Genomic DNA, 25,850 nt, shown 5'->3' on the forward strand with positions numbered 1-25,850 from the left:
CTCGCTACACGATTTTGACGCTATACGCTACACGCTATACGCTACACGAATATGTTATTCGACCTAAAAGTAATAAATTCGGTTCTTGACCAACTTGAAGACGAGCGAGGGATACCGAGAGAAAAGGTCACCGAGGCCATTGAGGCCTCTCTGGCGAGCGCCTACAAAAAAGAGTACGGAAAAAAGGGACAGATAGTAAGGGCCAAATTTGACCCTGAAACAGGAAAAACGGAGTTTTTCCAAGTAAAAATTGTCGTGGACGAAACACGTGTTATTTTGCCTGACGAAAACGGGGAATTCCCCGATAGGGCGGATGACGATGAGCGTCTTTTCTTTAACGCGGAACACCACATAATGATAAATGACGCCTCTCTTATCAAAAAAGACGCTCAAATAGACGACGAAGTCATATTCCCACTTGAGGAAAAACAGGACTTCGGACGCATAGCGGCCCAAACAGCCAAACAGATAATAATTCAGAAAATTCGGGAAGCTGAAAAGGTGTCCGTAATGGGCGAATTCGGAGAAAGAGAAGGTGAAATCATATCCGGTACGGTTCAGAGAATAGAAAGAGGCAACTTGTTTATAGACCTGGGCAGAGCTACGGGACTTCTTTCTTACGAAGAACAAATCCCGGGGGAGCGTTATAAACAAGGCGAACGTATCCGCGCGTATCTATATCGCGTGGAAGAAACTCCAAGAGGGATAATGTTGCGTCTTTCTCGTTCTCACCCGAAATTTCTTTATGAGCTTTTCAAAATAGAAGCGCCTGAAATAGCTTCTGGGGCAGTGGAAGTGAAAGCTATCGCCCGCGAAGCGGGATCTCGTTCCAAAATAGCCGTAACCGCCACAGACCAGCACGTTGACCCTGTAGGTTCTCTTGTGGGACAACGCGGAGTCAGAGTAACAACAGTCATGTCCGAGCTTGGCGGAGAAAAAATAGATATTATTGAGTGGTCGGAAAATCCGGCAAAATTTGTTGAGGAAGCCCTCTCGCCCGCTAAAATACTTAATGTTAAAATAAAGGAGGAAGAAAATAGCGCTTACGTGGAAGTGTCCGAAGACCAGCAATCTCTTGCCATAGGCAAAGGTGGCCAAAATGTGCGTCTTGCGGCCAAGCTTACCGGCTGGAAAATAGACATAAAATCAGCCAAAGGAGATACTTTAGCCGAGGTGGCGGAAAACGGCGAAACAGAAGCAAAAGAGCCCGTAGAAGATGGTGGCGAAAAGAAGGAAAAGGAATTATAATAATTAAGCAAATCGTGTAACTTGTAACTTGTAACGCCATATCGCAAAACGCAAAACATGTAACGTGTAACGCCATAATATACAACGTGTAACTTGTAACGTGTAACGCCGGAAAAGAAATACTCTGACGCTATACGTTATACGCTTCACGCTAAACGATTTTGACACTACACGTTATACGCTTCGCGCTACACATTATACGCTTCGCGCTACACGATTTTGACGCTACACGCTACACGCTACACACTATGAATCTACTCCATGACATTTCTTCGGGAGAAAAAGACAAAATCAATGTAATCATTGAAATCCCGAAAGGTTCCAAAAACAAATACGAGATAGACAAGGAAACGGGAATTATTGCTTTGGACAGAGTGGCCCATACGGCCCAGGATTTTCCTTTTGACTATGGTTTTATTCCACAGACACTTTGGGACGACGGCGATGCCATTGATGTAGTCCTTCTTACCACATACCCTCTTTTGCCGGGGATTTTGGTACGAGCCAGACCCGTGGCTCTTTTGGAAATGATAGACGGTGGCGACTCAGACGACAAAGTCATAGCGGTACCGAAAGACGATCCTCGTTTTGACGACACGCGGGACTTGAAAGACCTGAACAAACACACACTCAAAGAAATAGAACATTTCTATTCAACCTACAAAAAACTTCAGAACAAAGAAGTTGAAGTCCGCGGATTTAAAGAAAGATCGGCAGCTGAAGAGGCATTTACCAGAGGACGAGCCCTTTACCAAGAAAAATCAGGAAAATAAAAGCGTTAACAGCAAATTAGTTATTAACAACAAAACCCCTTGAAAAGGGTTTTGTTGTTATATAATAACTATCATAATGAGAACGCATACATCTTGTTTTCTTGTTGGACTTTATTAAGATACTTTGAATCACGAAACTCAAAGTAAAGTATTAATTAATCAAACACACAATGATACTAAGTCAAAAAATAGTCGGGGTGGTAGTTTTGGCGGGACTTTTAGCGCCGACGGCATTCATTTCCGCTCAATTGCGGGCTGATGTTGACGTAAACACACAGGCGGAAACAAGAGTCAATGCTGACCGCCAAATACAAATTTTGGAAACGGTTCGCCAAAGGCAAGAAATGACGAAAGAGGAGATTTTGGAGAAGAGAAAAGCGATAGAAGCGCAAAGATTGGCAGACCAGAAACGAGTTATGGAAAAACGAGAGGCGAACAGAACCGACAAAATGACAGTTGACGGCAGAGCAGTAACTTCTGTTGACACTATGGAAATAAGGGCGGAACAAAAAGAACGGCTTCAAACCCGCCACGAAGAACTGGCCGAGAATCGACAGACGGTGCGTTCAGAAATGGAAGAGAAGAGACGAGAACTTATTGAGGAACGCGAAAGCAGGATCGAGGAAAGACAAGAACAAAGAGACGAACGGCGTCAAGAGCTTGAAGAAAGAGCGAAGGAAAGAATTGAAGCTCATATAGAAAAATTGGTTGCACGTTTTGAAGCGGCAATAGAGAGATTGGTCGGACTGTCTATACGAATAGAGTCAAGAATTGAGAAGTTTTCCGAAAATGGAGCTGATACGTCAAGAGCGGAGACCAGTTTGGAAATGGCCAAGGCGAAGATAAGAGAGGCGCAAAACAGCTTGGCTTCCGCCGCCGTTTTGAGCATTGAAATTCTTGAAGGTGAAACTCCCGGGGAGGCGCTTACCAGAGCGAGAAGAGAATTTGAGAACGCAAAACAGGCCGTGAAAGACGCTCACTCGGCGCTTATAAACGCGGTGGAAGCTCTGAAAATTTCAGCTGACGCTCGGGTTGAAGTGAACACGGAAAGTGACGAAAATTAATCTTTTCACAGACGGGATTATAATTAATTAAAACAATCTAAATCATGACAGAAGAAAATCAAAACCAAAGTCAAGACCAAAATGTCACGCCCTCCTCCCCTGTTTCAAACAACCAAACCCCTCCCGTTCCGGAAACAACCGACGGTGGGACGGAAAAAACCGGCGCCGGACCGATTTTGGGCGCCGTAATTATTGTGATTCTTTTGGCTATAGGCGGATATTATTTTTGGACAACCTATTTGGAAGAGACCACTTTTACTGACACGACAAACGAACAGATAATGGAAGAGGAGCCACCGACAGCGGAAGAGCTGCAAGTTCAAAGTTCTTCGGATGCCATAGACGACATAGAAATGGACTTGGATGCTTCAGAATTTAACAACTTGGACGCCGAGCTAAACGACATAGAGGGCGAACTGACCTTCTAACTAAGCCCGTAAAAAACCCGCGCGCCACCAAAAGGCCTGCGGGTTTTTTCGTGGAAGGTGAGTCACGGAGGCATGGTTTTGACTCCGCCCCGCGGTGAAATTCAATGCGAATTACGAAATGTCTTTTTCGGCGAGGTCTTCGTGGCGCACGAAGATTTTTTACTAAAAATCTTCTCTCTCCGGCGCCAGCCGCGCCTCCGAAGGCGCCTCTCAAACCTCGCCTCAACACCATTTCGTAATTCAAGATACTTTACGGTTGCGAAACACGAACAGACGGGTTAGTATGGGCAGAATATGAATAAAAATTTATATTCTATCAAAGGCAGAAAAGACCTTCCGGACTCACGTGCGGAATTTGAATTGGAAATATCGCCTGAAACCGTAGCTATTCACCGAAAAGAAGTTTTGCAGGAATTGAACAGCAAAACAGAAATGGCCGGTTTCAGACGAGGCCATATTCCTGAAAAAATTCTTACTCAGCGATTCGGGGAATTCAGAATATGGGAAGAGCAAGCGCGCCAAGCGTTGTCTTTCGCGATTACCTCTCTTTTTGAAAATGAGAACATCTCCTCCTTGGGACATCCCGATATCATCATTACGAAAATAGCTCCAAAAGAAATTTTGGAAGCCAAGGTGACAATAACCGTTCTTCCTAAAATTGATTTGCCCGATTACAAGGCGCTCTCCAGAGAAGTCAACGCCACAAAAGAAAAAACTGAAAACGTTACGGAAAAAGAAGTTGACGAAACCATAGAAAACATAAGAAAACAGCTATCCGCCAAAGACGCTCCTGACTCGGAGAAAAACTCCGCTTCGGAGATTGCGAAACAGGATTTGCCGGAGTTAAACGACGCTTTCGTCCAAACGCTCGGCAACTTTAAAAATGTTGAAGAATTTAAAGCGAGAGTTAAGGAAAATTTGATGAAGGAAAAAGAACATCGCTCTTTTGAAAAACATCGGATAAAACTGGCCGAAAAAATTTCCACCTCAGTTGACTTCCCCATTCCCGACATTCTGATAGACAGCGAACTGCACCGCATGGAGGCAAGATTCCGCGGGGACGTAGAAAGAATGGGAATAAAATACGACGACTATTTGGCGCACATAAAGAAGAGCGCTGATCAAGTTCGGGTTGACTGGAGACCGGACGCCATAAAAAGAGTAAAGATTGAGCTTATCCTCAATAAAATTGCCGAAAAAGAAAAACTTTTTCCTGACGCGGAAAAAGTGGAAGCCGAAGTAAACCATATAATGGAGCACAATAAAAACGCCGACCGGTCGCGAGTAAAATCATACGTTGAATCGGCGCTTGAAAACGACAAGGTTTTTGAATTTTTGGAAAAACAACAGTAAAACTTTGAAGTGTTAAATCCGCTTTTCTGTTTTACTGTGAATTACGAAATGTAGCAGGCGCTCCCCCACTAGGAAAGTCACAAAAAAGTGACCTGAGCCCTGGGCAAGCGCCCTTGGAGCGGTCACTTTTTTGGGAGCTTTCCGAGTGGGGGGGGTAAAACAGGTGTTTAGTAATTCGCAGTTATAAAAGTAGCAGTGCCGCCGCCGCCACGGCGGCTGTTTCGGCTCTAAGCGTCTGGCTACCCAAAGATACAACGGCAATTTTCCTTTCCTTAAAAAACGAAATCTCTTTTTCACTCCACCCCCCTTCCGGACCCACAAACAAAGCAACCTCCCCAAAGTGGGGAATTTTTGATTTTTGGAGTTTTTCTCCGCCCATATCCAAAGCAAAAGACGGCATTTCAAATTTTTCCTTAAACAAATCCCGCAAGTTTTTCACGCCATGAAACTCGGGTACCGTCCCTCTGCCCGACTGTTCTGACGCCTCTTTTATTATCTTTTTTACCCTGTCATCGTTCAATCCTTTTTTCTCGCTTCTTTCAGATAAAACGGCCGTAAAATCGGCAACTCCTATCTCCGTGCATTTTTCCGCCACCCACTCAAACTTGTCTTTCTTTATTACCGACTGAAACAAAAAAACCCTCAAAGCCGGACTTTTTGCGGGAGAATCGGTCGTCTCCGCCACCGACAGGAGCGCGTTATTTTTTGCGATTTCCTTGATTTCACAGACAAAATCGGTGCCACTACCGTCAAACAAGATGACTTTATTACCCCTCTTCAGGCGAAAAACCTTCAGCCACTGATGAAGGATTTCTTTATCGCGGACTTCCACTTCCCCACTTTCAATTTTTTCATTTATATAAAAACGATGTAAGCGCATATAAAGAGCATAAAGTGAAAAGTAAAAAGTGTAAAGATAGCCCCATGAAACTGCTATTATGCCGTATTCTCGCAATTCAAGGCAAAAATGGAAAAAGCGACAACGACAATTTTGTTGTAAAATCGCCCAAATTTGGTAGTATTATTATCACTGGCAATAGAACATGCTGTATTTGTAGCCATTGTTACATGTTACAAGTTTAATGTTACAAGATTATGCTTATCCCCACCGTTATAGAAAAATCGCAATTCGGCGAACGCGCGTATGACATTTACTCGCGTCTTTTACGAGAAAACATAATTTTCTTGGGCGGACCGATAGATGATCATAGCGCAAACATAATAATAGCCCAAATGCTTTTTCTCCAAGCAGAAGACCCGAAAAAAGACGTCTGGCTTTACGTCAACTCCCCCGGTGGTTCCGTTACTTCCACTTTGGCTATAATAGACACCATGAATCATATAAAAAACGACGTGGCTACGGTTTGTATCGGCATTGCCGCCTCGGGCGGTGCCATCGTTCTTTCAGCCGGCAAGAAGGGCAAACGCTACGCCTTGCCTAACGCGGAAGTCATGATACACCAGCCCCTCGGAGGCGTAGAAGGCCAAGCCACGGATATTGCCATTACGGCAAAACATATTTTGAAGACAAGAGAAAATCTGAACAAAATTTTGGCTGTAAATACCGGACAATCTGTTGAAAAAATAGAAAAAGACGTGGAACGCGACTTCTTTATGGATGCTAAAGAAGCGGTAAACTATGGAATTATTGACAAAGTATTGCCAAAAAATAAATAGAGGTGCGGAAGATAATTTGCAACCCCTCACACTCTTATTCTCCCTTTTCTAAAGGGAGTACCGCCTTCTTAGGCGGGGAGGGATTTATTCTCCTTTCAAAAATCCTCCGTCATCAGAATGACCACCCTCCTTTAGAAAAGGAGGAATAAAGCCACTTTCTGATAGGTGTGAGAGGTTACGATAATTTTTATTGCCACTACCGAGAGTAAATTGGACAGTTTGGAACAACTCCTGTATGATGAAAATGTTACCATAATATTTTCGACTCTGTCTTAGCTTAAGCCAAACTGCAATGTTTAAGAAACCCATAATTTGTAAGGTTTTTCCAACGAAAACGAAACTTTTCTCTTAATATTTTGTAGTCAAAAAATGGTGCGGAAAGCCAGAGTCGCGTCGTACCATGTCATTAAAATTAGTAGTCGTGCTCGCGGGACTTTCGGGTCTTGTGGGTATTGCGCTTGGCTACTATCTGCGTCTTATCATTTCTCTTGGTAAAAAGGGCTCCATGGAGCTTAGAATCAAAGAAATGGAGCTCGCGGGTAAAGAAAAGGCCAAGCAAATCATAGTCAAAGCGGAAGAGGAAGCGGTTGATGTTTTGAAAGAAGCGCGCGTTGAGATGAAAGAAAGAGACGAGAAACTTAAAAAAACAGAAGAGCGTCTCATAAAAAAAGAGGATTTTTTGGACAGAAGACAGACCGATATTGATAAAGAAATAGAAGGATTGAAGTTAAAAATCGTTGACATTAAAAAAGTCAAAGAGCGGGTTGATAAATTGTCCGAAGAAAAGCAGGCGGAACTTGAGAAAATCGCTTCTCTTAGCGAAGCTGAAGCCAAACAAGAACTTTTGACTCTGGCCGAGAAAAGATATGAGGCCGACATATTGTCCAGAATGCAAAAAATGGAACAGTATGGCGAAGAAAAGCTTGAAAAAAGAGCCCAAGAAATACTTTCCACGGCCATACAACGTCTTGGAAATTCCGTGGCTTCCGATGTTTTGACGACCACCGTTACCATCCCTTCCGACGAGTTGAAGGGCAAGATAATAGGAAAAGAAGGTAGAAATATCAAGGCCTTTGAACGAGCGACCGGTGTTGAAATTATTGTTGACGACACTCCGGGAGCCATAACTATTTCTTCTTTTGATCCGGTACGCAGGCAAGTGGCGCGAGTAGCCCTTGAGAACTTGATACTGGACGGCCGAATACAGCCGGCCAAAATAGAATCCGCGGTGGAAAAGGCCGGCGCTGAAATAAACAAAGTAATAAAGGAAAAAGGAAGCCAGGCGGCATACGAAACCGGCGTCATAAACATGGACCCGAGAATAATCGCTATTTTAGGCCGTCTTCACTTTCGCACAAGTTACGGCCAAAATGTCCTGCAACACTCTATTGAGATGGCCCATATCGCGGCTATGATCGCCGAAGAATTGGGCGCCAATGTAGCCATAGCAAAAGCCGGAGCGTTGCTTCATGACATAGGCAAAGCCGTAGACCACGAAGTCCAAGGCACCCATGTGGAAATCGGACGCAGGATTTTGCAAAAATTCGGCGCGCCGGAAGAAGTCATAAAGGCCATGCAGGCCCATCACGGAGAATATCCTTACGAAACAATAGAATCTGTTATAGTGCAGGTTGCTGACGCCATCTCAGGAGCTCGCCCGGGCGCGAGACGGGACACTGTGGAAAATTATCTGAAGCGCCTTGAAGAGCTGGAGACCATTGCCTCTTCTTTTGTTGGAGTTGAAAAGGCCTACGCTTTGCAAGCAGGACGCGAAATAAGGGTCTTTGTCACACCAACCGAAGTGTCCGACTTGGATGCCAAAAAAATGGCTCAAAATATGGCTGAACGGATAGAACAGGAGCTTAAATATCCCGGGGAAATCAAGGTTACAATCATCAGAGAGACGCGAATAGTGGAATACGCCCGATAGTAATAAGGGCTTTTGGTTTTCGTTTGTTAAAAACAGAAAACAATATAATCATTTTGTCAATGTTTACTGTGCTATTGCGTCAATATTGGCTTGGTATATAATGTTTTCAGGCATCACTGCCAGACAAAATAAGCGTTGGTGTTGAAGGGAAACATTTACAAGTGTTATTAGGTCGCTTAATAGTAAAAAAACTCGGAAGGTATGATTTCGCCACGGCGGATTCGTACCGTTCGCAGTTAGTAGCGTTATGAATAAACAAGCAATAGTAGAAGCGGTGCATGCAAAACTCGGCGGCACCAAAGTACAGGCGGAAGAAGCGGTGGACACGGTAGTTGATTCTATAATAAACTCCCTTAAGAAAGGAGATGAGGTTTCAATAGCCGGTTTGGGTATCTTTACGGTCAAGCAACGCGCGGCTCGTCAAGCCCGCAATCCTCGCACAGGTGAGACCATCCAAGTTCCGGCAATGAAAGTGCCGAAATTTAGAGCGGCCAAAGCCCTCAAGGAAGCAGTGAAATAATCCTTCAAATTTCGTGATTAAAAACAAAAACGGCTCACACTGGTAGTGTGAGCCGTTTTTGGTTTGGTGCGGGATACCGGAATCGGACCGGTGCCAAGAGTTTGGAAAACTCCTATTCTACCATTAAACTAATCCCGCTTTACTACGACACTTTGAATTACGAAACTCCTAATCCCTCGTCTTTCTTTTCAATTTCGGCAAGGGCTTGTCAAAAATTATTCAACAGAACTCTCTCATATGCCTCATAATTTTTGCTTCGCCTCGCCCCGTTAGAAGCAGGGTTTCTAACAGGGCTCGCTCGAAATTGAAAAGAAATCCATCGGAAGCGAGTTTCGTAACTCAAAGTACGACAATCAAAAAAACTATAACAAACTCCGCCCCGTTTCGCAATGAAACGGGGCGGAGTTGTGACTTACTACTTTGTCTGCTCTCCTCCTGTCTTCTTTTCTTCTGTCTTCTCTTCTTCGTTTTTAAACAACATTTTTATGTGGCGGAACTCGTTTTTATCTGGGCGACTCTATCTTTCCCAGACGAAGCTCCATTAACAATTATACCACTGAAAACAGCTTGATTTTTTACTCGTAACATTCATTGACACGACGTCAAAAACCGCAATCCAGTTTATCTCTGTTTATCAACGCTTTTGACATTATGTTTTTTGAGTCGTCAAACTTAAAACACAATACTGGACTTGTAGCAAGGTTTACCACCCTTGCCTTACTCTGAAGCAGACCTTTGCTTCAAAATATCTCGGCAAAAGTTTGGAACAGATTTTGCGGTCATCATTCGTCTGAACTTCAGAAGCGAGGACGAACCACGGCAAAAAAACTTAACCTATTCCAAGACCCCCGCTTCTTTCCGCCACTTTGATAACTGCCTCAAACGAATCTTCGTCTTGCATTCGGTTTCTTTTTTCTGTTCGACACTCACTGCACCGGTGTATTATTACATGCTCGCCATTTTTTGTCTCCACTCGTACCGGCTCCATCAAAGCCCCGCAGTCGGCCTGCCTGTCTCCCGGATTTATATCCACGTGTTTGCTCCAGAGGCACTTGGGACAGTGGTTGGTGTAGCCCGTGCCGTCAGTGTTTTTTCCACAGTAACCGCATCGGAAGTTTTCTTTCCTGCGCTGAAATTTTTTTGTTTCCGAAAATTTACCGCCTGCGGAATTATTTTTCCGCGTGGATACCGATGTCGCTTTCACCGAAATTTTTTTCTTTCCTCTTGTGACGCTTGATTTTTTATTAGTCAAGGAGCGTTTGCCGGAATTTGCTTTTTTCTTTTTTGACTTTACTTTTTTATTTTTTGTTTTTGCCATTGTATTGAATTGTATCTAATATTAACACGAGAAAAAAAGTTCCTTAACGTTGTCCAAAAAAGAAAAAAGGCAGAGTCAACTTAACCTCAAGGGTAAACTGAAATTTGTGAAACGGTGTTTATGGCTAAAACAAAGGGTTTCACTCGGTAGCAAAGTTTCTTCCCGTGACTCTGGGCTCTGGTCTGTTTCACGTCCTGAAAACAGGCAAAAGGACGATGAACCTCACAGGAGTCAAAAAAAACGCCTGAATCGCTTCGGATTTTTAACCGAAATTTTTTATTCACTCCTGCCGAGTGTCGCGCCCACGTCTTCAAACATTTTTCTCATGGCACTTGCCACGATGTCCCAGTCGTATTTTTCTTTCACAAGATTCCTTCCGTTTTCTGAAAGTCGTAAATGTAAATTCTTATCCGTTAAAATTATTTTTATTTTTTCCGCCAAGTCGTCCGCGTCTTCCATTTTACAAAAAAGTCCTGTTTGGCCGTCTTTTAAAAAATCAGGTATGCCTCCAACGGGCGTACCGATAATCGGAAGCCCCACCGCCATCGCCTCAAGAAACGAGTTGCCCAAACCTTCCGAACGCGAGACGCGAACAAAAACATCGGCAACAGAAAGGTACTCCGGAATTTTTTCATGTGGCAGAAACGGAACGAAAATAGTTCTCTCGGCAATCCCTTCCTTCTCGGCAAGTTCCTTAAGCTCTTTTTCTTCTGATCCGGAACCGACTATAAGCAAGCGGAGTTTTGCCTCCAGTTTCCCATTCTGCAAATTGGAAATTGGAAATTTGAAATTTGAAATTTCCCCCATCGCTTTTATCAAAACATCCACCGCGTTTTTTTTCTCCAACCTTGAAGTCGTAATCACAACTTTCTCCCCTTCCCCAATCCCCAACTCTTTTCTCAATTCTTGTCTCCTTGATTGAAAATTGAAAATTGAAAATTGAAAATTATTTACATCCACTCCATTCGGTATCACCCGCACATTCATATCACCGCCTTTGAATCCGAACTTTTTCCACTCGGCGAGATATGAACTGATAGCTTGAATTCCGTCCGCCCTTTCAAAAATTTTATAAAAAAGTTTTTTGAAAATTCCAAGGCGTTTAAAAATATGCTCAAGCGAATCCCCTTCTTGAAGCGTCAAAAGAAACGGAACGTCGGGATTTTTCTTTTTAAAAAAACTTGCCGCAAACCCGCCATAAGACGCCATCACAGCCCACACCAAATCATATCCGCATGATTCTATTCCTCCTTTACTAAAGGAGGTGGCGAGTCCGCGAGCCGGAGGATTTTGCAATGCCCTCTTTTTCATTCCATTGTGAATTTTCCCCGCCACCCTCGCCCCAAACATCGACAACAAATATTTATCCAAAAAACAACCGAAGCCGATTCTTCGGATCGTAACATTTCCAATCGTTTCCTCTTTCGGTATTCTCCCTTTGTTAAAGGGAGCACTTGCTGTCTTCAGCAAGGAGGGATTTTTTCTCCTCAACCTCGCCACATACAAATCAAAATGCACATCCGGCATTCTCTGCGTAATTTCTTTTATAGCCAATTCCGCCCCGCCGACATAAGGAGGCAAAAAATCCTCCGTCGTAAATATAGCAATTCTTTTTATTTCGTTTTTCATAACTCAAAGCAAATTTCACATCTCAAATGTTACGATATATCGTAACATTTTTTTCTTTATCAATTTCTACCGATTTTAATACCACCACTCTAATCTTTTTCTATCCTCTCCGCAAGTTTCCACATTGTCTCATATATCACCCTCATATTCTCCGGCAACTTTCTACAGAAACAGGGTTCCAGAAGAAATTCCTTACAACTTCCTTTTATGCGCCAAATCATAAACATCTTTTCTGTGCGCGATAATCAGTACGTAAACATCGTTCCCTTTTATAAGCGACGTAGAGCGAGCGAAACGAAAATGGCTTTGCATTTTCATTTCTGAGCCGAGGAGCTTATATACGCCCTGTTTAACACTCTGCGCTTGCGCAGGGGTGTATATTTCATAAACCACTCGCCAGTCGCCTACCCGCAGTTTCCAGTATTTTTTTAGCGTACCACGCAAAGGCAAGCCGTATATTTCCGGTCTTGCTCCAAGTTTTGCCTCAATCACGCGCCGAATGTTTTTTACAGAGAATCTGTCAAGACGAGGTATGTCCTTTTTTACCACAAGCGGATGATAGAAAATATTACTTCCAGGCCGATCCATGTTTTATATATTTCACTTTTTTGGAAGAACGACTGTCGGCAATGGCGGAAAGTGCCATATCTTCCTCAAGTTCCAATCCGATAACGACAAACTCGGCCGCTTTGGTCGCAACCGGTACCCCCTCCCTTTTGGCGATTCTTTTAAGAGCCGCTTCGGTATTCGGGTCGGTTGTGATATTTATTCTTTGTTTTGCTGTTGGCATATATTTAAGTGTATCAAAAGTGTATCACTTCCGCAATGAGGAAAAAGTGAATTATTCCTTAACCATCCTAGGCTCCCCCGAGAGTTCAAATATGAGCCGCATCATTTTTTGAATCTTCTCATTCCAACATTCTGCAGAATGTTGGAATGATGGTTTTTTAAAATGCTGAGATTTTTGTCGGGGCGCCGAGACGCTTCGCTATCTCACTCGTCGCAAGCTCCTCTTTGAGAACCCACGGTTCGGAGTGCCGAGACCGCGAGTACACTTATCGGTCATTACATGACCAGTACAGGTTTCCCGTTTTTTCACTTTAAGAAAAGTTCAAAAACATGGGAGAACCTCTTCGATTCTCGACGCAAGTGAAGCAGTTCACTTGCTGCACCCCGCCAAAAAACCGCTTCGCTATTTTTTTGTCGGGGTGCCGAGAATCGAACTCGGACCGTACGCTCCCAAAGCGTATATACTACCACTATACTACACCCCGTAGAGACCTATCCTATCACAAGAAGACAAATTAAAGAATCACATTGTCATGCAAAAAAACTCGAGCTAAACGTTTTTTTTCATCAACCATAACGGTGACGACATCAAATTGCCAATCGGGGTCGTTTTTCTGATTTGCAAGATAGGTCTGAATAACACGGCGCAGACGTTTTACCTTCCACGCGTGTATGTTATCTTCCGGTTTATATCCATCAACTATCCCCTTCTTCCGCGCTATTTCCAATGACTCCAAATCTCTTGAAACGGTTTTCACTTCCACAAAATGCAACTTCCCTCTTTTGACCGCCACTATGTCCAATTCCCCCCATTTTCGGCTGTAATTTCTATCCAAAACCCGAAATCCTTCTCCGGTCATGAATTTACAAGCAATATCCTCTCCCAACCGGCCTGTTTCGTTATGTTTAGCCATATTAATCCATGGAACATGCAACACGAAACACTCAACATAAGAAAAATACAGGAAATCTCATTCTTTGTCTTTATGTTCTATGTTCCATGTTACAAGCTACATGTTACATGCGCGAGCGCCTCCCGCGTATATTCGTCCAGTCCGTCAAATCCCATCATTTCATCAAGTGTCAGCCACCGAAAGTCCTCCTCTTCATCTGATAACCGCGGCTCTCCCTCCCCTTCCCCCGTATAGGTCAAACGGACAATATGTTTGTCCGGACGCAAAATGTCCTGCGCGGTAATCAAGACAGGAACGGAGTCAAGTTCAATACCGGTTTCCTCCCTGACTTCCCTCTTCAAGTTTTCCAAAAGAGAAGAGCCGGGATTTATCCTACCGCCCGGAATGTCCCAGAGATTTTTAAGTCCTGGATATCTCTTGGCAGAACGCTTGAGAATTAAGTATTTATTCTCCTTATTTCGGAGAAATATTTTTACGCCTACTTGTAAAGTCATATTTGTTTCACGTGAAACACTCTATTAGTCAAGGACTTTCTTCATCTGTCCTTCATGTCTACTTAACGCCTATTCATAGCCGTTTTATCGTGTTAAAGGGACAAACTTCATTCTTTTTTCAGACAAAATAAAGTGTCTTTTATACACATATCCCCAGAGTTATCCACATTTAATGCGGATAAGACGCAGATTTACGCAGATGAAACGCGGAAAGTAATGACTGTGAGGCACCCACAACTTTCGTTTTATTGCATACTTTCAAATATCTGGTGCGGGTAGGGAGAATCGAACTCCCGCCAACTGATTGGCAACCAGTTGTTCTACCACTAAACCATACCCGCTCATTTTACACCAAATCCTTGGCTACCAATTGAAACCATATTAACATTTTTTCTTTAAAATATCTATTGTGAAAACCCACATTACAAACACCATAATGTAGGCGTTTAATGGTACTTTTTCCTTTAATAATTATGCTTTTAGTAAAACGAATATTATCCAGACCGGCTTCCTTAACCCAAAAATTTCGGCAAACACTCGCATCTAAATCAGGATATAGCAGTATCCACCCGACAATCCGATCATATTTAACGCCACACAATACCAGAAATTTAACAAATATTCTTATCATCTTAGGTTCTGTATTGGCTACAGAACACCTATATTTCGAAAGCTTATCTCCTTCTCCCCAATATATCATTAAACCGGCTATAAACAATGGATTCTCTCGAAATTTTTTGTATTCATCTTTAGCTTCTCTTCTTGCTTTTTCGTATAAATTCTTCAACTGCGTAGACCTTGCTTTATGCATCAATTCTAATTTGCAGGCATTCTTTGCTGAAGCTTTCGAAGCTAATCTCGATTTAATTTCATTTGACCACGGCTCATTTTTAAACCAGTCAGAAAGAGTAGACAAAGACATGCCCAACAATTGGCTAATTTCCTTATAACTTTTACCCTGCTTTCTTAATTCAAAAGCTCTAACTTTATCAAACCGCATATTATACTTATATTATCATAAATCTTACAGTTGCATTATGGGGAACTAACATTTTTAAGTAAAATGGCATATAATTACCATGATGCGCCCGTAGCTCAATGGATAGAGCACTTGGCTTCGGACCAAGGGGTTGTGGGTTCGAGTCCTGCCGGGCGCATAAATTCAATGGATAGGGAGACATTTAACATTCCAAAGGAGGTTGCAAACGTGGCAAAAACCCTTGAAAACAAGGGTTTTGAGGCGTATTTGATAGGTGGTTGCGTACGAGACACCCTTCTTGGGAAGAAGCCGAAGGACTGGGACATAACAACAAATGCCAAACCGGAAGAAATACAAAAGCTGTTTACAAACACTTTTTACGAAAATGAATACGGTACGGTGGGAATAGTGAACGAAAACGTTTCAGATGAAACATTAAAAGTCGTAGAGGCCACTCCATACAGAGAGGAAACATCCTATTCGGATAATCGCAGGCCCGATTCGGTCAAGTTCAGCACAAAACTGGAGGACGATTTAAAACGACGGGACTTTACAATAAACGCCATAGCTTTGAAATTGGAGACGACGGAAGGCAAGGACGGACAGGGAGAATATAAAGGACAGCTTGTTGACCTGTATAAAGGACAGCAAGATTTAAAAGACAGGGTCATACGAGCCGTAGGCAACGCAGACGAGCGTTTCAAAGAAGACGCCTTGCGAATGCTAAGGGCAGTACGTTTGGCGGCAGAACTTGGCTTTATTATTGAAGAAAATACAGAAAAGGCCATTTTAGAAGACGGACACCTCCTCAAGAAAATATCAGCCGAGCGTATAAGAGACGAGTTTTCACGTGTAACAATGTCAGAAAGGCCGATGGAGGGTATAAAATTGGCTCAAAAGTTGGGTCTTCTTAAGCATTTCCTTCCGGAACTTGAGGCGGGGGTTGGGATTGAACAGAATCAAGCGCACTCTTTTGATGTCTGGGAGCATATTTTGCGCACTGTTCAACACTCCGCAAAGAAGGGTTTTCCTTTAGAAGTACGGCTGGCAACACTATTTCATGACATAGCAAAGCCAAACACAAGGGTCTGGTCTAAAGAAAAAAAGGACTGGACATTTTATGGGCACGACGTAGTCGGTTCACGTGTAACCGAAAAAGCTCTGAAGCGACTGAAGTTTCCCGTGAAACTCATTGAAAAGGTGTCAAAATTAGTTAGATGGCATATGTTTTTCTCTGATACGGAAAAAATAACCTTATCTGCCGTTAGGCGACTTATTTCAAAAGTTGGTACGGAAAACGTCTGGGACCTTATGGATGTGAGAACATGCGACCGCATAGGAACAGGAAGACCCAAAGAGAGCCCTTACCGCCTACGCAAATACCATTCCATGATAGAGGAGGCCAGTCGCGACCCGGTGTCTGTTGGAATGTTGAAAATAAACGGGGGAAGGGTAATTGAGGTTACACATGAAACACCCGGGCCACGAATAGGGTACATACTCCACGCGCTATTGGAAGAAGTATTAGACGATCCCAAAAAGAACACTGTTCAATATATGGAAGAAAGAGCTTTAGAGTTGGCTAAACTTCCGGATAGTGAACTTACAACTTTAGGGGAGGCCGGGAAAAAGGTCAGAAAAGAAGAGGACTCTAAAAAAGTGGCTGAAATACGGAAAAAATACTGGGTGAAATAGTGGACGACTCAAGACCAAAGTCGGAAATCAAACGTTACACGTGTAACGTTTCAAATACCTGAAATTAAAAAGATAGGGACGCGTATTACACAACAAAAAGCCGCTTGCGCACGAGTTTTTGAAAAAATGTGCCACCAAGCGGCTTGTAGGAGAGTTGAAAAGCTTCAGAGCTTTTGAGGAAATTATGCTCATGAAGGGAATTTTGGGAGCGCATTTCCGGCAAAATATTATAGAACTGGAGCTTTTCCACAAAGGAGAGAGTGCCTTTGTATGTTTAGAATCAGCCACCAAGGCAAATTCTATTTGTTAAAAAGAACAATTTGGTTCCCAGAGGAGATTTTTGTCCACATAATGATAGATGTCTTTTATGAACAAAAATCTCCTCTGAAAATGTCTGATAAGATTTTACCAAGCATAAAGGACATCGTAAAGGACATAGGTGTGGATAACTGTTTATCAAATACGTTCCTGTGGGTTACATTCTTGTGGTGGTTGTCGGACTTTTGCTTTCAGATTTCGCCACCCGGAGCACCACCCTCGTGACTTTTTGGCGAGATTTCTCTCCTCTTATCTTGGAGAAAGTCGGCTTCGGATGAACAGGGTAGCGCGCAGGGAAAGCTTTTGTAAGTAGATACGCTTACGAACAGCGCATGCGAATGGGGGACACCCTGCGCTTGCGCAGGGTAAGTTTGGGGCGACCCGCGGGGTTAACCCCCGCAGTGTCGCTCTTAACTTTGTAGTAAGGTTTAGAAAACTATGAAAAAAATTAACAAAAACTTGCCGAAAAACGAAGACGAAGAAAGAGAATTCTGGGCCGGTTTTGACTTAAGCGAAAATTTCAGTCCAAAAGATTTTAAAGATGTCTCATTTCCAAACCTAAAACCGACCACGCGCTCTATTTCTATCCGTGTTCCGGAATACCTACTTGCGAGAGTGAAAGAGCGCGCAAACAAACTCAATATTCCGTATCAGTCTCTCATCAAAGAATATATCGCGGATGGGACTAAAAGGAGATAGCTAAAGAAAACCCCGTCCGAAGACGAGGTTGTGCGAAGCTTTTTTAACCATGGGTAGCTTCAAACCAAACCCGTGAGGTGATGCTCCGCTGAAGCATCGTCCGGTTTCGCGTAGAGGTAGCGGCGCGAGATTGGGTTTTGACGGTTGACCCGGGACCGAGTGCCCGAGGACTACTTGCGACGCAGGAAAACCCAGCTCGGATTATCACGCCGCATTAGGTCAAGACGGGCACTGTAGCCGTCGAGAATCCGCTCGCCGTCATTGAGTCGCCCAACGTTGAAGACGCGGCTACCGTTGAATGAGTCGGTAATAGGTTCCATCGCAACGAGGAGCCATTCACCTTTCGGCTGGTCCTTATACTGCAAGCGTAGTTGCGGACCGACTTCGTTCGGGCAGAGCTCAAGTCCGAACTCCTTGGCGCGGGAGTAGGTCTCTTTGACAGTCGCACCGTTCTCGAAACCGAGTTCAGCATTAGAGACAATGACCAGATCCACTTCCGTTTTCTTATCAGCCACCTTAAAGGTAGGCTTACCGAGAATGTCGTAACCCCAGACGTTGATGTTGCATTTGAGGTTACAATCGGCTTTCATCAGGGCTTCGCAGAAGTCATCGGCGGTCTTGAGACCTGTGCCAAGCATAATCGTCAACAATTTCTCATAATTCATAGCTTTTCCTCTTCTGGTGTTCGACGGCACATTTACCCGTTAACTTGCTCTTCCAAGAGCTAGTGATTTCGGGCCTACTTGAAGCCGTTTGGTTGTGAAAGAACTACTAACTCTATGGATTCACCAGCCCAAGCTGACGAATCCAATGAAGTGGGGAATATTCCGCTGAAATATTCCCCGAGTTTCGCGTAGAGGTAGCGGCGCGAGATTGGGTTTTGACGGTTGACCCGGAACCGAGTGGAGGGACCACTAATCGTGTGACACGAATACTGCCACCTTGAGTTTGGCGTTTTTATGACAAACCCCTTCAACCCATCCCGGATTAGATGCGGCGTGATGTGAACGCACCCCGAAAAATTCGAGGGAATCATCGCCAGGATCACATCCATTCGGAACCCAGTAGTCGCCGACGGGCAGCATACCTTCGGCGATAAGATTCTTAAGCTCTCTCCCGTCACCCCGATGCCAAACCAACATGTCAGAATGAAAGTTCCTATTCCTCAGTAATTCCAAAGCCTCGTAGTAGCTATGCTCACCGGGAAAAATATAGACTTCCGTTCGCTCGTTAGCATTCATGTAATTATCCTCACGAAGGCGTTCTGTGTACCCCAAAACGGGACCTTATCAGCGCGCGTTCGTTGCGGGAATCGGGGAAGTGAATGAGGGCGACCGCCCCGGTTCCCGCAACGATTTTGCTACCTGAATTTCAAAGAACTTTTCTGTTTCGCTCTTTTGAGCTCATCAGCTCCGACACACATCGGAGGACAGTGGGCAATGTTCCGCTGAAACATTGCCCGGATATCGCGTTCAGGTAGCGGCGCGAGATTGGGTTTTGACGGTTGACCCGGAACCGAGGGGAGGGACCACTACGTACCAATTACACTTGGAAGACCTCTCAACTCCTCTTCCAGTGACGCCCGTTGTGCCTCAAGCTGACGAATACTTGAGTGAATCTCACAGCGCCTTTTCTCGTCACGCGCGGACTGCCGTGCATCTTTCGCAGCCCTCATCACCTCCTGTGGCACATCCTGATCCTGCGTTAAGACAAACTCCTTCCGTTTCACCGGAAAATATTTGTCTATATCGCACTCGTCAAGATGGTTATGCCCGCCGGTTACCCAATGAATGGGCCGGCTCACCTCATTTGCCGCGGTTGCCAACGCAGGATACATTTCTTCCGAAATGCACGACCCGCACGGACATGCCGCACCACCGCGCGCCATGATGTAACCCTTACCTTCTGAGGTAGTCACCATAAAGATTCCATGGCCTTCACCGAGACAAATCACTTTGCAATTGTTCGCGTTCATAGTAATTCCCTCCCGTTCGCTTGCTGTGTACCCCAAAACGGGACCTTATCAGCGCGCGTTCGTTGCGGGAATCGGGGAAGTGAATGAGGGCGACCGCCCCGGTTCCCGCAACGATTTTGCTACCTGAATTTCAAAGAACTTATCTTCTGGCATAATTATATCAAGCAACATTTGCGTAGTCATGTAAAGCGATTTAATGTCACGAAAATTGCCGATTTGTCGCTTAATAAAGCCACCGTACGCAATTCATATTTGACTAATTTTTAGTCATTTGATAAGATTTGCGTATGAAATGGGACGATGAATCACTCGCCGTCTTCGGTTTGAACAAGACGGAAACGAAGATACTGGGGGTGTTGAAAACGGCCAAAAGCATCCAAGAAGTCGCCAAAGAGGCCCGTATATCAAGAACGGGCGTTGCGTATAGCCTTTCTCTCCTCACAGAGCGGGGTCTTGTGGAGCGCCATAAGCGGGGAAAGCGTCACGTGTATGTGGGTATAGGGATGTCGGGTCTGGCTCGCAAGCTTGAGCGGGTAAGCCAAGGGGTGCACATTGCGGAGGGAGGTGTGCGGGGAGCTCGTATCAGAACGTCCAAGAAAAACGAATTCATTATTCATGTCGGCGCCAAAGAAATCATACCGGCGTATTCGCGTATCGCTTCCGTCAATAAGAATGAACGGGTGCGCGGGCTCCAACATCACCGCTCGTATAAAGAGATTGTAGAGAAGGCATCGTCAAAACTCTTGGCGGAGTTCAACGGGGCGATTATCAAGAACGACATCATTTTGGACGGTATTCTGAACGAAAGCGCCTACAAGGCCTATGCGGAGGAATTGAAAGCCGACCCGAAAAAATTCAAGAGCGCTGTGGAAAGTTTGGAAGGTAGAATGGCCGATTACACTGTGTTCCCGGACAATTTTTTTGATTATGATGCCGAGATTTGGATATTCAAAACAACGACGCTCATCATCAACTGGCAAGAAGAGGTGGCGATTGAGATAACAAACACCAATATGACGGGCTTTCTGAAAGACATGTTTGAGTTCGTGAAGATGGGCGGGAGGAAGATTGACCACAATCAAATGATGCGCGAGGTACTTGCGGAAGTAGAGAAGGGCACTACGAGTGGTACAGATGGTGAATAGGAAAGGAACATCCCGATATTTAACCTGTCTCAAAGCAAAGAGACAATGTTCGCTCACAAACTATCTGCGTTGACCGACCGCTTCAAAAAACAGGGAAGATCGCAGGGCGCGATGTTTATGATATCCATCACTTTTTTATGAGCGGTTTTGAATATGACAAGGCGATTGTGGAAGAGCGCGCAGGAGTTCCTGTAAAGCAGTATCTTTTTGATACGGCTGATTTCATTGAAAAAAATGTTACGGAAAAAATCATAGACGAGGACTTAAACGCTCTTTTGTCGCCAGATAAATTTCAGCGATTGCGTAAAGTATTGAAAAGGGAGACGATTACTCTCTTAAATGATGAAGCGGCGAGGAAATAGGACTTTGCCATATTCCAAGCAGATGCTATATTAAGAATAACAGATTATGCGACAGGCAATGAACATGACCAAAAAGACCATTAAACAGCGCTCGCGTTGAGGGTTTCTTTTTGGCATTTTAACGAAGATATTAAAGAAAAGCCCTCAATGACGAGGGCTTTTCGTTTGGCATAGCGCCGGACAATGAAATAGATCTTTGCAAAACCATCTCCTAACCATGACAACCCGCCTAATCGTTTTCCGCAGTCCCGGGTCCGACAAACTTTTCGCTCATATTACGAGAGGTGAGACCCCGGATATGAGTACGGCTCCGGTATGCGACGCGGTCGTTGTCTACGTGGCATTTGTTCCGACAGATGCGAGCGACGAAACTTCCGTCCGCCGTCTGGCCGAATCCGACCTCAAACGTCCCCATACTACAAGGATTGAGTGGTTTGAAAGCGGTGTGATTTGGAAGTTTTAAAATTTCAGAAACTTGGTTTATGTAAATTAAAAACCGCCGAGATGTTTATCCGGCGGTTTTATGAATATTCGTAAATACCCAACCATAAACTCAAATTTAGCGGGAACACAGGGCTTCTTCATTGACTTTTTAGGTGGTTTGTATATGATAATATAATATTAGAATATCATACAAACATTATGACAACTTTATCTACTCCGGTTCCTTCCCATATGGAGGAATTTATAAAAAAGCAGATCAAGGAAGGGAAAGCGGCAAACAAGGCCGATGTTGTTAGGCGCGCTCTGAAAATGCTTGAGGAAGAGGAAGCGGTGCAAGCTATATTAAAAGCCCATAGAGAACCAACTCTTAGGGGCGATTTGCGTGATCTCTCCAAAAAAATAAAATGATAAAAATCGGCTACAAACCGTCTTTTGTAAGACAGTTCAAACGGCTTGAATCAGACCTGCAGGAGGAGATTATAACAAAAATTGAATTGTTCAAAGATCGCGCCAACCATAAAATACTGAAGGTCCACAAATTAAAGGGCGCGCTCAAGGATTTCCACAGCTTTTCAGTAAACTATAAATTCAGAATCGTTTTTGAATTTGAAACAAAAAACGAGGCGGTTTTACTTTCTGTAGGGGATCACGATATTTACAAGTAGATGAAAACAGGGTTTTAACCTATCTCCAATCTCACTTCAGGCGGTTTTACCACTATACGCTTAACGCTACACGCTAACCACTAACTCAACCGGACAATGGTCGGAGCCAAAAACTTCGGGAAGTATCTCGGCTTTTTTTACTTTAGATTTGAGAGTGGGGGAGATGAGAATGTAATCTATACGCCAGCCGACGTTTCGGGCGCGGGCGTTGGCAAAATGCGACCACCATGAATAGTGACCGGAACCTTTGTGAAATATCCGGAAAGTATCAATAAATCCGGCGTCTATAAAGGACTGAAACCCTTCACGCTCTTCTTTCGTAAATCCCTTAAGTCCCTCATTGGCCTTTGGGCGAGCCAAGTCATCGGGAGTGTGGGCAACATTTAAGTCCCCGCAAAAGATCACGGGCTTCATCTTTTCAAGCTCTTTGCAATGCGCTAAAAAAGCCGGATCCCATTGTTTATGGCGAAGGGGAATGCGGGAAAGGTCGTCTTTGGCGTTCGGCGTATAAACAGTAACTACAAAAAACTTTTCATACTCGGCAGATATAACACGGCCTTCAGAAAGGGGGTTGCCATATTTATCCGCGCAAAGTCCGTATTTCTTCACAATATTTTCCGGCAGGCCGTTTATTACCGCCAAAGGTTTTGTTTTTGTAAAAATAGCCGTCCCCGAGTAGCCCTTTTTATCGGCCGAATTCCAGTATTCTTCGTATTGAGGCAAGTCAATCACCACTTGACCCTTTTCGGCTTTTGTCTCCTGAAGACAAAGAATATCTGGGTCGTGTTTTTCAATAAACGGTAAAAAAAGGCCTTTTTTCATAACGGCCCGAATGCCATTTACGTTCCAAGAAATTATTCTCATAGGTACATATTAACACAATTCGCTTCCCCGCAATTGACGTGGCAATGGACAAATTATGCCTAAGAGCATATCTCCAATCTCAACGCTAAAATAAGGATCAGATTAAAGCTCATCCGCTAAAATGCCAAAATTTCCGCCAAAAGCCGTCGCTTCACCCGAGCCATATCTTGATATGGCTCGGGCTCCAGCTATGCTTTTGCCTGGAAATTATGCCATTTTATTCGGATGTGAGATTGGAGATATGCTCTAAAATAGGCCGTTTTTAGAGAAAATCGGCCTAAAACATTGACAAGTGGCAGTTGTCTGTGTTATACTTAAAGTATAAAGTTCGTTTTAAATACGGACAATAAACACGACATTTTGACTATAAAACGTTCAAAGTGCCGGTTAAAGTAAAAACATGACAACACAACTTCTTCAACTTATAATTTCTTCAATTATTGGAACGACTTTCATAGTAAACGGCGTGGTTTTGAAAACTGACGATATTTTGGCTGCCGCTACCGAATCGGTAAACGGAGCAAACATTCATCAAATAGCCACAGTGCTTGAAATGTACTACATGGATAATGGCGAGTATCCGGCCGTTTCCGGCGGGGAAGAGCTTATAGACCTTTTTGAAAAGGAGAGCCGAATAAGAAACAGGCCTCTTGACCCGAACGTTTTCTCTTATCACATAACAGAGAACGGACAAGATTACAAACTGGAAATCACAAAATAGCCCCTCGAAACAAGCCCTGTGGTAAAAGCAGTGCTGTCGTCTGATACTTATAACCGACTTTTTACTGAATTTCAGTCCTTGCTTTTTTCATTGTTTCGTGCTACTCTACAAAAATGTTAACCAAAATTAGGAAACAGCGAGTCATGAAGGAGACAGCCGTTCACGATAAAGATACGGGTTCTGCTGACGTTCAGGTGGCCATTTTAACTAAAAGAATCACTGAATTGTCCCGTCATTTGAAGAAAAACCCGAAAGACAAGCACTCCAGAAGGGGACTTCTCGGTATGGTGGCCGACAGACAAGCTCATTTAAGATACCTTCAAAAGAAAAATCCGCGCAGATACGGTACACTGATTAAAAAGTTGGAATTAAAAAAGTGAACAAAATCGGAATTTCTTCTTTTCACCCGCTCTGTGTCGCCAACAAAACCTCGCGTGCGAGGTTTTGTTTTTTCTGATAAAATTTAGTTAGATTACCTTGAATTACGAAATGGTGTTGAGGCGAGGTTTGAGAGGCGCCTTCGGAGGCGCGGCCGGCGCCGGAGAGAGAAGATTTTTAGTAAAAAATCTTCGTGGCGCAAAAAGACCTCGCCGAAAAAGACATTTCGTAATTCACAGTAGATTAGCATTTTAAAAAATTATTTTTAATAAGGAACGTATGCCAATAATAAAACACAAAGAACAGAGAGTTGGAATTTTTATAGACACGCAAAACATGTACCATAGCGCCAAAAACCTATACAGAGCGCACTTGAATTTTGGCCATGTGGTAAAAGACGCGCTTGCGGGTCGGGCCCTTATACGTGCCATTGCGTATGTCATAACCACGGAAGACGGGGCGGAAAGAGGGTTTTTTGACGCTTTAACAAAGGCCGGTATAGAAACAAAAACAAAAGACCTGCAAGTTTTCGCGGGAGGAGCCAAAAAGGCGGATTGGGACGTAGGGCTCGCGGTAGACGCCATTACAATGGCCCCCAAATTAGACACAGCCATAATAATATCAGGAGATGGCGATTTTGTTCCTCTTGTACAATATCTGCAAAAAACCGAAGGATGCCAAGTGGAAGTGGTGTCTTTTGGCAAATCCACGTCAGCCAAATTAAGAGAAGAGGCGGATGATTTCTTTGATTTGGACAAAGCGTCAAGAAAATACCTCATGTCTTCATATTCGGGCGTCAGGAATAAACGAAACAACCCAAGCGAATAGCTGGGGTTGTTTCGTTTCTTGTAGATTTCGTTCGGAACGGACGACTTTAAAAAGTCACCGTTTTCCACGAACTTAAAGATCTCTGGTAAAAGATTACTTTTCTTTAGTGAATTTTCTGTGAAAGGTTCCGGGTGAGGACAAGGTGATTAACTTTGAATTACGAAATATTTGCTTTTTACCCCCCCCACCAGGGAAAGCTCCCAAAAAAGTGACCGCTCCAAGGGCGCTTGCCTAGGGCTCAGTCACTTTTTTGGGAGCTTTCCCTCGTGGGGGGTAAAGCAGGTGTTTCGTAATTCAAAACAAATAACATAACAGAGTGCTTGTTAATTGACGGGGACTCAAACTGACGAGGAGTGGCAGGCCGTTGCCGTTTTGCAAAAACCGTAGTAAAGTACAAGGATTATAAGATAGTTGGCCCTTGGATATAGGTTTGAAGGATAACCTTTCAAACTTGAGTTCCAAAGACCAACATAACGGAAAACCGGATTCGCTCTATTTGACTTTGAATTACGAAACTCCAGATCCGCGTCTTTCTTTTCAATTTCGGCTACGGCTTCGCAAAAATTATTCAACAGATACTCTGTATATGCCTCATAATTTTTGCTTCGCCTCGCTCGAAATTGAAAAGAAATCCATCGGA

31 protein-coding genes and 4 tRNA genes are annotated in these 25,850 nt (G+C 43.8%); 19 read left to right on the plus strand and 16 right to left on the minus strand.

The genetic code is table 11. The annotated features are described in order from the left end of the window. Window positions 1–51: 51 nt before the first annotated feature. The 5 genes from nusA to Q8P86_00360 all read left to right on the plus strand — a co-directional run bounded on the left by nusA (window position 52) and on the right by Q8P86_00360 (window position 4,866). On the plus strand, window positions 52–1,248 hold the full coding sequence (nusA, locus tag Q8P86_00340) for a transcription termination factor NusA (GenBank protein MDP3996131.1): 1,197 nt from the start codon (window positions 52–54) through the stop codon (window positions 1,246–1,248). A 248-nt stretch (window positions 1,249–1,496) separates the two neighbouring features. Then, on the plus strand, window positions 1,497–2,021 hold the full coding sequence (locus Q8P86_00345; protein MDP3996132.1) for an inorganic diphosphatase: 525 nt from the start codon (window positions 1,497–1,499) through the stop codon (window positions 2,019–2,021). Window positions 2,022–2,191: 170 nt separating this feature from the next. Then, window positions 2,192–3,085, plus strand: coding sequence for a hypothetical protein (locus Q8P86_00350; GenBank protein MDP3996133.1), 894 nt, complete (start codon window positions 2,192–2,194; stop codon window positions 3,083–3,085). A 44-nt stretch (window positions 3,086–3,129) separates the two neighbouring features. Continuing rightward, complete coding sequence (locus Q8P86_00355) at window positions 3,130–3,513, plus strand: hypothetical protein (protein ID MDP3996134.1); 384 nt, start codon at window positions 3,130–3,132, stop codon at window positions 3,511–3,513. Between the two features lie 294 nt (window positions 3,514–3,807). Then, window positions 3,808–4,866 (plus strand): trigger factor, encoded by a 1,059-nt coding sequence (locus Q8P86_00360; protein MDP3996135.1) that lies wholly within the window; start codon window positions 3,808–3,810, stop codon window positions 4,864–4,866. A 181-nt stretch (window positions 4,867–5,047) separates the two neighbouring features. On the opposite strand, the gene Q8P86_00365 is transcribed toward Q8P86_00360, so the two are convergent. Further along, window positions 5,048–5,746: an RsmE family RNA methyltransferase gene (locus Q8P86_00365; protein ID MDP3996136.1), complete on the minus strand. Its 699-nt coding sequence runs from the start codon at window positions 5,744–5,746 to the stop codon at window positions 5,048–5,050. A 212-nt stretch (window positions 5,747–5,958) separates the two neighbouring features. Here Q8P86_00365 and Q8P86_00370 point away from each other — a divergent pair, with 212 nt between their 5' ends. From Q8P86_00370 to Q8P86_00380, 3 genes are all read left to right on the plus strand, one after another. Next, window positions 5,959–6,543, plus strand: a complete 585-nt coding sequence (locus Q8P86_00370; GenBank protein MDP3996137.1) for an ATP-dependent Clp protease proteolytic subunit — start codon at window positions 5,959–5,961, stop codon at window positions 6,541–6,543. 400 nt (window positions 6,544–6,943) lie between these two features. Then, window positions 6,944–8,473 carry a ribonuclease Y gene (rny, locus tag Q8P86_00375; protein MDP3996138.1) on the plus strand — a complete coding sequence of 510 codons (1,530 nt, stop codon included), beginning with the start codon at window positions 6,944–6,946 and terminating at the stop codon, window positions 8,471–8,473. A gap of 247 nt (window positions 8,474–8,720) precedes the next feature. Next, a complete protein-coding gene (locus Q8P86_00380; protein ID MDP3996139.1) occupies window positions 8,721–8,993 on the plus strand; it encodes an HU family DNA-binding protein in 273 nt (90 codons plus the stop codon). A gap of 64 nt (window positions 8,994–9,057) precedes the next feature. Here the strand turns inward: Q8P86_00380 and Q8P86_00385 are convergent. The 11 genes from Q8P86_00385 to Q8P86_00435 form a co-directional block, all read right to left on the minus strand. Next, window positions 9,058–9,131, minus strand: a tRNA-Gly gene (locus Q8P86_00385). A 70-nt stretch (window positions 9,132–9,201) separates the two neighbouring features. Continuing rightward, window positions 9,202–9,336 carry a hypothetical protein gene (locus Q8P86_00390; protein MDP3996140.1) on the minus strand — a complete coding sequence of 45 codons (135 nt, stop codon included), beginning with the start codon at window positions 9,334–9,336 and terminating at the stop codon, window positions 9,202–9,204. Window positions 9,337–9,822: 486 nt separating this feature from the next. Then, entirely contained in the window at window positions 9,823–10,311 is a 489-nt protein-coding gene (locus tag Q8P86_00395) for an RNHCP domain-containing protein (protein ID MDP3996141.1), read from the minus strand. A 276-nt stretch (window positions 10,312–10,587) separates the two neighbouring features. Beyond that, window positions 10,588–11,940, minus strand: a complete 1,353-nt coding sequence (locus Q8P86_00400) for a glycosyltransferase (protein ID MDP3996142.1) — start codon at window positions 11,938–11,940, stop codon at window positions 10,588–10,590. Between the two features lie 192 nt (window positions 11,941–12,132). Continuing rightward, on the minus strand, window positions 12,133–12,528 hold the full coding sequence (locus tag Q8P86_00405) for a hypothetical protein (GenBank protein ID MDP3996143.1): 396 nt from the start codon (window positions 12,526–12,528) through the stop codon (window positions 12,133–12,135). After that, window positions 12,509–12,730: a hypothetical protein gene (locus Q8P86_00410; protein ID MDP3996144.1), complete on the minus strand. Its 222-nt coding sequence runs from the start codon at window positions 12,728–12,730 to the stop codon at window positions 12,509–12,511. The genes Q8P86_00405 and Q8P86_00410 overlap by 20 nt, the downstream gene beginning before the upstream one ends. Window positions 12,731–13,143: 413 nt before the next feature. Next, window positions 13,144–13,214: transfer RNA gene (locus Q8P86_00415), tRNA-Pro, on the minus strand. Window positions 13,215–13,244: 30 nt separating this feature from the next. Beyond that, window positions 13,245–13,643, minus strand: coding sequence for a YraN family protein (locus tag Q8P86_00420; protein ID MDP3996145.1), 399 nt, complete (start codon window positions 13,641–13,643; stop codon window positions 13,245–13,247). 89 nt (window positions 13,644–13,732) lie between these two features. Beyond that, complete coding sequence (locus Q8P86_00425) at window positions 13,733–14,137, minus strand: NUDIX domain-containing protein (protein MDP3996146.1); 405 nt, start codon at window positions 14,135–14,137, stop codon at window positions 13,733–13,735. A gap of 267 nt (window positions 14,138–14,404) precedes the next feature. Continuing rightward, window positions 14,405–14,478 (minus strand) — tRNA-Gly (locus tag Q8P86_00430). 5 nt (window positions 14,479–14,483) lie between these two features. Further along, window positions 14,484–15,137, minus strand: a complete 654-nt coding sequence (locus Q8P86_00435) for a helix-turn-helix domain-containing protein (protein MDP3996147.1) — start codon at window positions 15,135–15,137, stop codon at window positions 14,484–14,486. A gap of 84 nt (window positions 15,138–15,221) precedes the next feature. Between Q8P86_00435 and Q8P86_00440 the strand changes: the two genes are divergently transcribed. The 3 genes from Q8P86_00440 to Q8P86_00450 all read left to right on the plus strand — a co-directional run bounded on the left by Q8P86_00440 (window position 15,222) and on the right by Q8P86_00450 (window position 17,828). Next, window positions 15,222–15,294: transfer RNA gene (locus tag Q8P86_00440), tRNA-Arg, on the plus strand. A gap of 8 nt (window positions 15,295–15,302) precedes the next feature. Then, the gene (locus tag Q8P86_00445) at window positions 15,303–16,811 is read left to right on the plus strand and encodes an HD domain-containing protein (protein MDP3996148.1); all 1,509 of its coding nucleotides are present in this window, start codon (window positions 15,303–15,305) and stop codon (window positions 16,809–16,811) included. A 756-nt stretch (window positions 16,812–17,567) separates the two neighbouring features. Further along, window positions 17,568–17,828 carry a BrnA antitoxin family protein gene (locus tag Q8P86_00450; protein ID MDP3996149.1) on the plus strand — a complete coding sequence of 87 codons (261 nt, stop codon included), beginning with the start codon at window positions 17,568–17,570 and terminating at the stop codon, window positions 17,826–17,828. A 170-nt stretch (window positions 17,829–17,998) separates the two neighbouring features. Here Q8P86_00450 and Q8P86_00455 read toward each other — a convergent pair whose 3' ends face one another. Together Q8P86_00455 and Q8P86_00460 are read right to left on the minus strand one after the other, a co-directional pair. Then, window positions 17,999–18,493 carry a hypothetical protein gene (locus tag Q8P86_00455; protein MDP3996150.1) on the minus strand — a complete coding sequence of 165 codons (495 nt, stop codon included), beginning with the start codon at window positions 18,491–18,493 and terminating at the stop codon, window positions 17,999–18,001. 866 nt (window positions 18,494–19,359) lie between these two features. Further along, window positions 19,360–19,803, minus strand: a complete 444-nt coding sequence (locus tag Q8P86_00460) for a hypothetical protein (GenBank protein ID MDP3996151.1) — start codon at window positions 19,801–19,803, stop codon at window positions 19,360–19,362. A 287-nt stretch (window positions 19,804–20,090) separates the two neighbouring features. Between Q8P86_00460 and Q8P86_00465 the strand changes: the two genes are divergently transcribed. The 5 genes from Q8P86_00465 (at window position 20,091) to Q8P86_00485 (ending at window position 22,419) form a co-directional block, all read left to right on the plus strand. Continuing rightward, window positions 20,091–20,948 (plus strand): winged helix-turn-helix domain-containing protein, encoded by an 858-nt coding sequence (locus Q8P86_00465; protein ID MDP3996152.1) that lies wholly within the window; start codon window positions 20,091–20,093, stop codon window positions 20,946–20,948. Window positions 20,949–21,085: 137 nt separating this feature from the next. Next, the gene (locus tag Q8P86_00470; protein MDP3996153.1) at window positions 21,086–21,310 is read left to right on the plus strand and encodes a hypothetical protein; all 225 of its coding nucleotides are present in this window, start codon (window positions 21,086–21,088) and stop codon (window positions 21,308–21,310) included. A 217-nt stretch (window positions 21,311–21,527) separates the two neighbouring features. Further along, entirely contained in the window at window positions 21,528–21,773 is a 246-nt protein-coding gene (locus Q8P86_00475; protein ID MDP3996154.1) for a hypothetical protein, read from the plus strand. Window positions 21,774–21,952: 179 nt separating this feature from the next. Further along, window positions 21,953–22,162 (plus strand): type II toxin-antitoxin system ParD family antitoxin, encoded by a 210-nt coding sequence (locus tag Q8P86_00480; protein ID MDP3996155.1) that lies wholly within the window; start codon window positions 21,953–21,955, stop codon window positions 22,160–22,162. After that, complete coding sequence (locus Q8P86_00485) at window positions 22,159–22,419, plus strand: type II toxin-antitoxin system RelE/ParE family toxin (GenBank protein ID MDP3996156.1); 261 nt, start codon at window positions 22,159–22,161, stop codon at window positions 22,417–22,419. The genes Q8P86_00480 and Q8P86_00485 overlap by 4 nt, the downstream gene beginning before the upstream one ends. 66 nt (window positions 22,420–22,485) lie before the next feature. On the opposite strand, the gene Q8P86_00490 is transcribed toward Q8P86_00485, so the two are convergent. Continuing rightward, window positions 22,486–23,283, minus strand: coding sequence for an exodeoxyribonuclease III (locus Q8P86_00490; protein ID MDP3996157.1), 798 nt, complete (start codon window positions 23,281–23,283; stop codon window positions 22,486–22,488). Window positions 23,284–23,683: 400 nt separating this feature from the next. Between Q8P86_00490 and Q8P86_00495 the strand changes: the two genes are divergently transcribed. The 3 genes from Q8P86_00495 to Q8P86_00505 all read left to right on the plus strand — a co-directional run bounded on the left by Q8P86_00495 (window position 23,684) and on the right by Q8P86_00505 (window position 25,210). Beyond that, on the plus strand, window positions 23,684–24,004 hold the full coding sequence (locus tag Q8P86_00495) for a type II secretion system protein GspG (GenBank protein ID MDP3996158.1): 321 nt from the start codon (window positions 23,684–23,686) through the stop codon (window positions 24,002–24,004). A gap of 113 nt (window positions 24,005–24,117) precedes the next feature. Next, entirely contained in the window at window positions 24,118–24,384 is a 267-nt protein-coding gene (gene rpsO, locus Q8P86_00500) for a 30S ribosomal protein S15 (GenBank protein MDP3996159.1), read from the plus strand. A 277-nt stretch (window positions 24,385–24,661) separates the two neighbouring features. Further along, entirely contained in the window at window positions 24,662–25,210 is a 549-nt protein-coding gene (locus Q8P86_00505) for an NYN domain-containing protein (GenBank protein ID MDP3996160.1), read from the plus strand. Window positions 25,211–25,548: 338 nt separating this feature from the next. Here the strand turns inward: Q8P86_00505 and Q8P86_00510 are convergent. Continuing rightward, window positions 25,549–25,850, minus strand: a 302-nt coding sequence (locus Q8P86_00510) for a hypothetical protein (GenBank protein ID MDP3996161.1), incomplete at its 5' end; no start/stop codon positions are given.

The organism is bacterium (assembly GCA_030699905.1).
GTDB lineage: Bacteria > Patescibacteriota > Minisyncoccia > Phycocordibacterales.

Coding starts and splice junctions, on each gene's coding strand:
- Q8P86_00485 (MDP3996156.1), top strand. CDS start 22,159: ATGATAAAAATCGGCTACAAACCGTCTTTTGTAAGACAGTTCAAACGG.
- Q8P86_00490 (MDP3996157.1), bottom strand. CDS start 23,283: ATGAGAATAATTTCTTGGAACGTAAATGGCATTCGGGCCGTTATGAAA.
- Q8P86_00400 (MDP3996142.1), bottom strand. CDS start 11,940: ATGAAAAACGAAATAAAAAGAATTGCTATATTTACGACGGAGGATTTT.
- Q8P86_00465 (MDP3996152.1), top strand. CDS start 20,091: ATGAAATGGGACGATGAATCACTCGCCGTCTTCGGTTTGAACAAGACG.
- Q8P86_00460 (MDP3996151.1), bottom strand. CDS start 19,803: ATGAACGCGAACAATTGCAAAGTGATTTGTCTCGGTGAAGGCCATGGA.
- Q8P86_00450 (MDP3996149.1), top strand. CDS start 17,568: ATGAAAAAAATTAACAAAAACTTGCCGAAAAACGAAGACGAAGAAAGA.
- Q8P86_00480 (MDP3996155.1), top strand. CDS start 21,953: ATGACAACTTTATCTACTCCGGTTCCTTCCCATATGGAGGAATTTATA.
- Q8P86_00505 (MDP3996160.1), top strand. CDS start 24,662: ATGCCAATAATAAAACACAAAGAACAGAGAGTTGGAATTTTTATAGAC.
- Q8P86_00380 (MDP3996139.1), top strand. CDS start 8,721: ATGAATAAACAAGCAATAGTAGAAGCGGTGCATGCAAAACTCGGCGGC.
- Q8P86_00420 (MDP3996145.1), bottom strand. CDS start 13,643: ATGGCTAAACATAACGAAACAGGCCGGTTGGGAGAGGATATTGCTTGT.
- Q8P86_00455 (MDP3996150.1), bottom strand. CDS start 18,493: ATGAATTATGAGAAATTGTTGACGATTATGCTTGGCACAGGTCTCAAG.
- Q8P86_00470 (MDP3996153.1), top strand. CDS start 21,086: ATGAGCGGTTTTGAATATGACAAGGCGATTGTGGAAGAGCGCGCAGGA.
- Q8P86_00445 (MDP3996148.1), top strand. CDS start 15,303: ATGGATAGGGAGACATTTAACATTCCAAAGGAGGTTGCAAACGTGGCA.
- Q8P86_00425 (MDP3996146.1), bottom strand. CDS start 14,137: ATGACTTTACAAGTAGGCGTAAAAATATTTCTCCGAAATAAGGAGAAT.
- Q8P86_00365 (MDP3996136.1), bottom strand. CDS start 5,746: ATGCGCTTACATCGTTTTTATATAAATGAAAAAATTGAAAGTGGGGAA.
- Q8P86_00395 (MDP3996141.1), bottom strand. CDS start 10,311: ATGGCAAAAACAAAAAATAAAAAAGTAAAGTCAAAAAAGAAAAAAGCA.
- Q8P86_00495 (MDP3996158.1), top strand. CDS start 23,684: ATGACAACACAACTTCTTCAACTTATAATTTCTTCAATTATTGGAACG.
- Q8P86_00405 (MDP3996143.1), bottom strand. CDS start 12,528: ATGGATCGGCCTGGAAGTAATATTTTCTATCATCCGCTTGTGGTAAAA.
- nusA (MDP3996131.1), top strand. CDS start 52: ATGTTATTCGACCTAAAAGTAATAAATTCGGTTCTTGACCAACTTGAA.
- Q8P86_00410 (MDP3996144.1), bottom strand. CDS start 12,730: ATGCCAACAGCAAAACAAAGAATAAATATCACAACCGACCCGAATACC.
- Q8P86_00435 (MDP3996147.1), bottom strand. CDS start 15,137: ATGCGGTTTGATAAAGTTAGAGCTTTTGAATTAAGAAAGCAGGGTAAA.
- Q8P86_00350 (MDP3996133.1), top strand. CDS start 2,192: ATGATACTAAGTCAAAAAATAGTCGGGGTGGTAGTTTTGGCGGGACTT.
- Q8P86_00355 (MDP3996134.1), top strand. CDS start 3,130: ATGACAGAAGAAAATCAAAACCAAAGTCAAGACCAAAATGTCACGCCC.
- rny (MDP3996138.1), top strand. CDS start 6,944: ATGTCATTAAAATTAGTAGTCGTGCTCGCGGGACTTTCGGGTCTTGTG.
- rpsO (MDP3996159.1), top strand. CDS start 24,118: ATGTTAACCAAAATTAGGAAACAGCGAGTCATGAAGGAGACAGCCGTT.
- Q8P86_00360 (MDP3996135.1), top strand. CDS start 3,808: ATGAATAAAAATTTATATTCTATCAAAGGCAGAAAAGACCTTCCGGAC.
- Q8P86_00345 (MDP3996132.1), top strand. CDS start 1,497: ATGAATCTACTCCATGACATTTCTTCGGGAGAAAAAGACAAAATCAAT.
- Q8P86_00475 (MDP3996154.1), top strand. CDS start 21,528: ATGACAACCCGCCTAATCGTTTTCCGCAGTCCCGGGTCCGACAAACTT.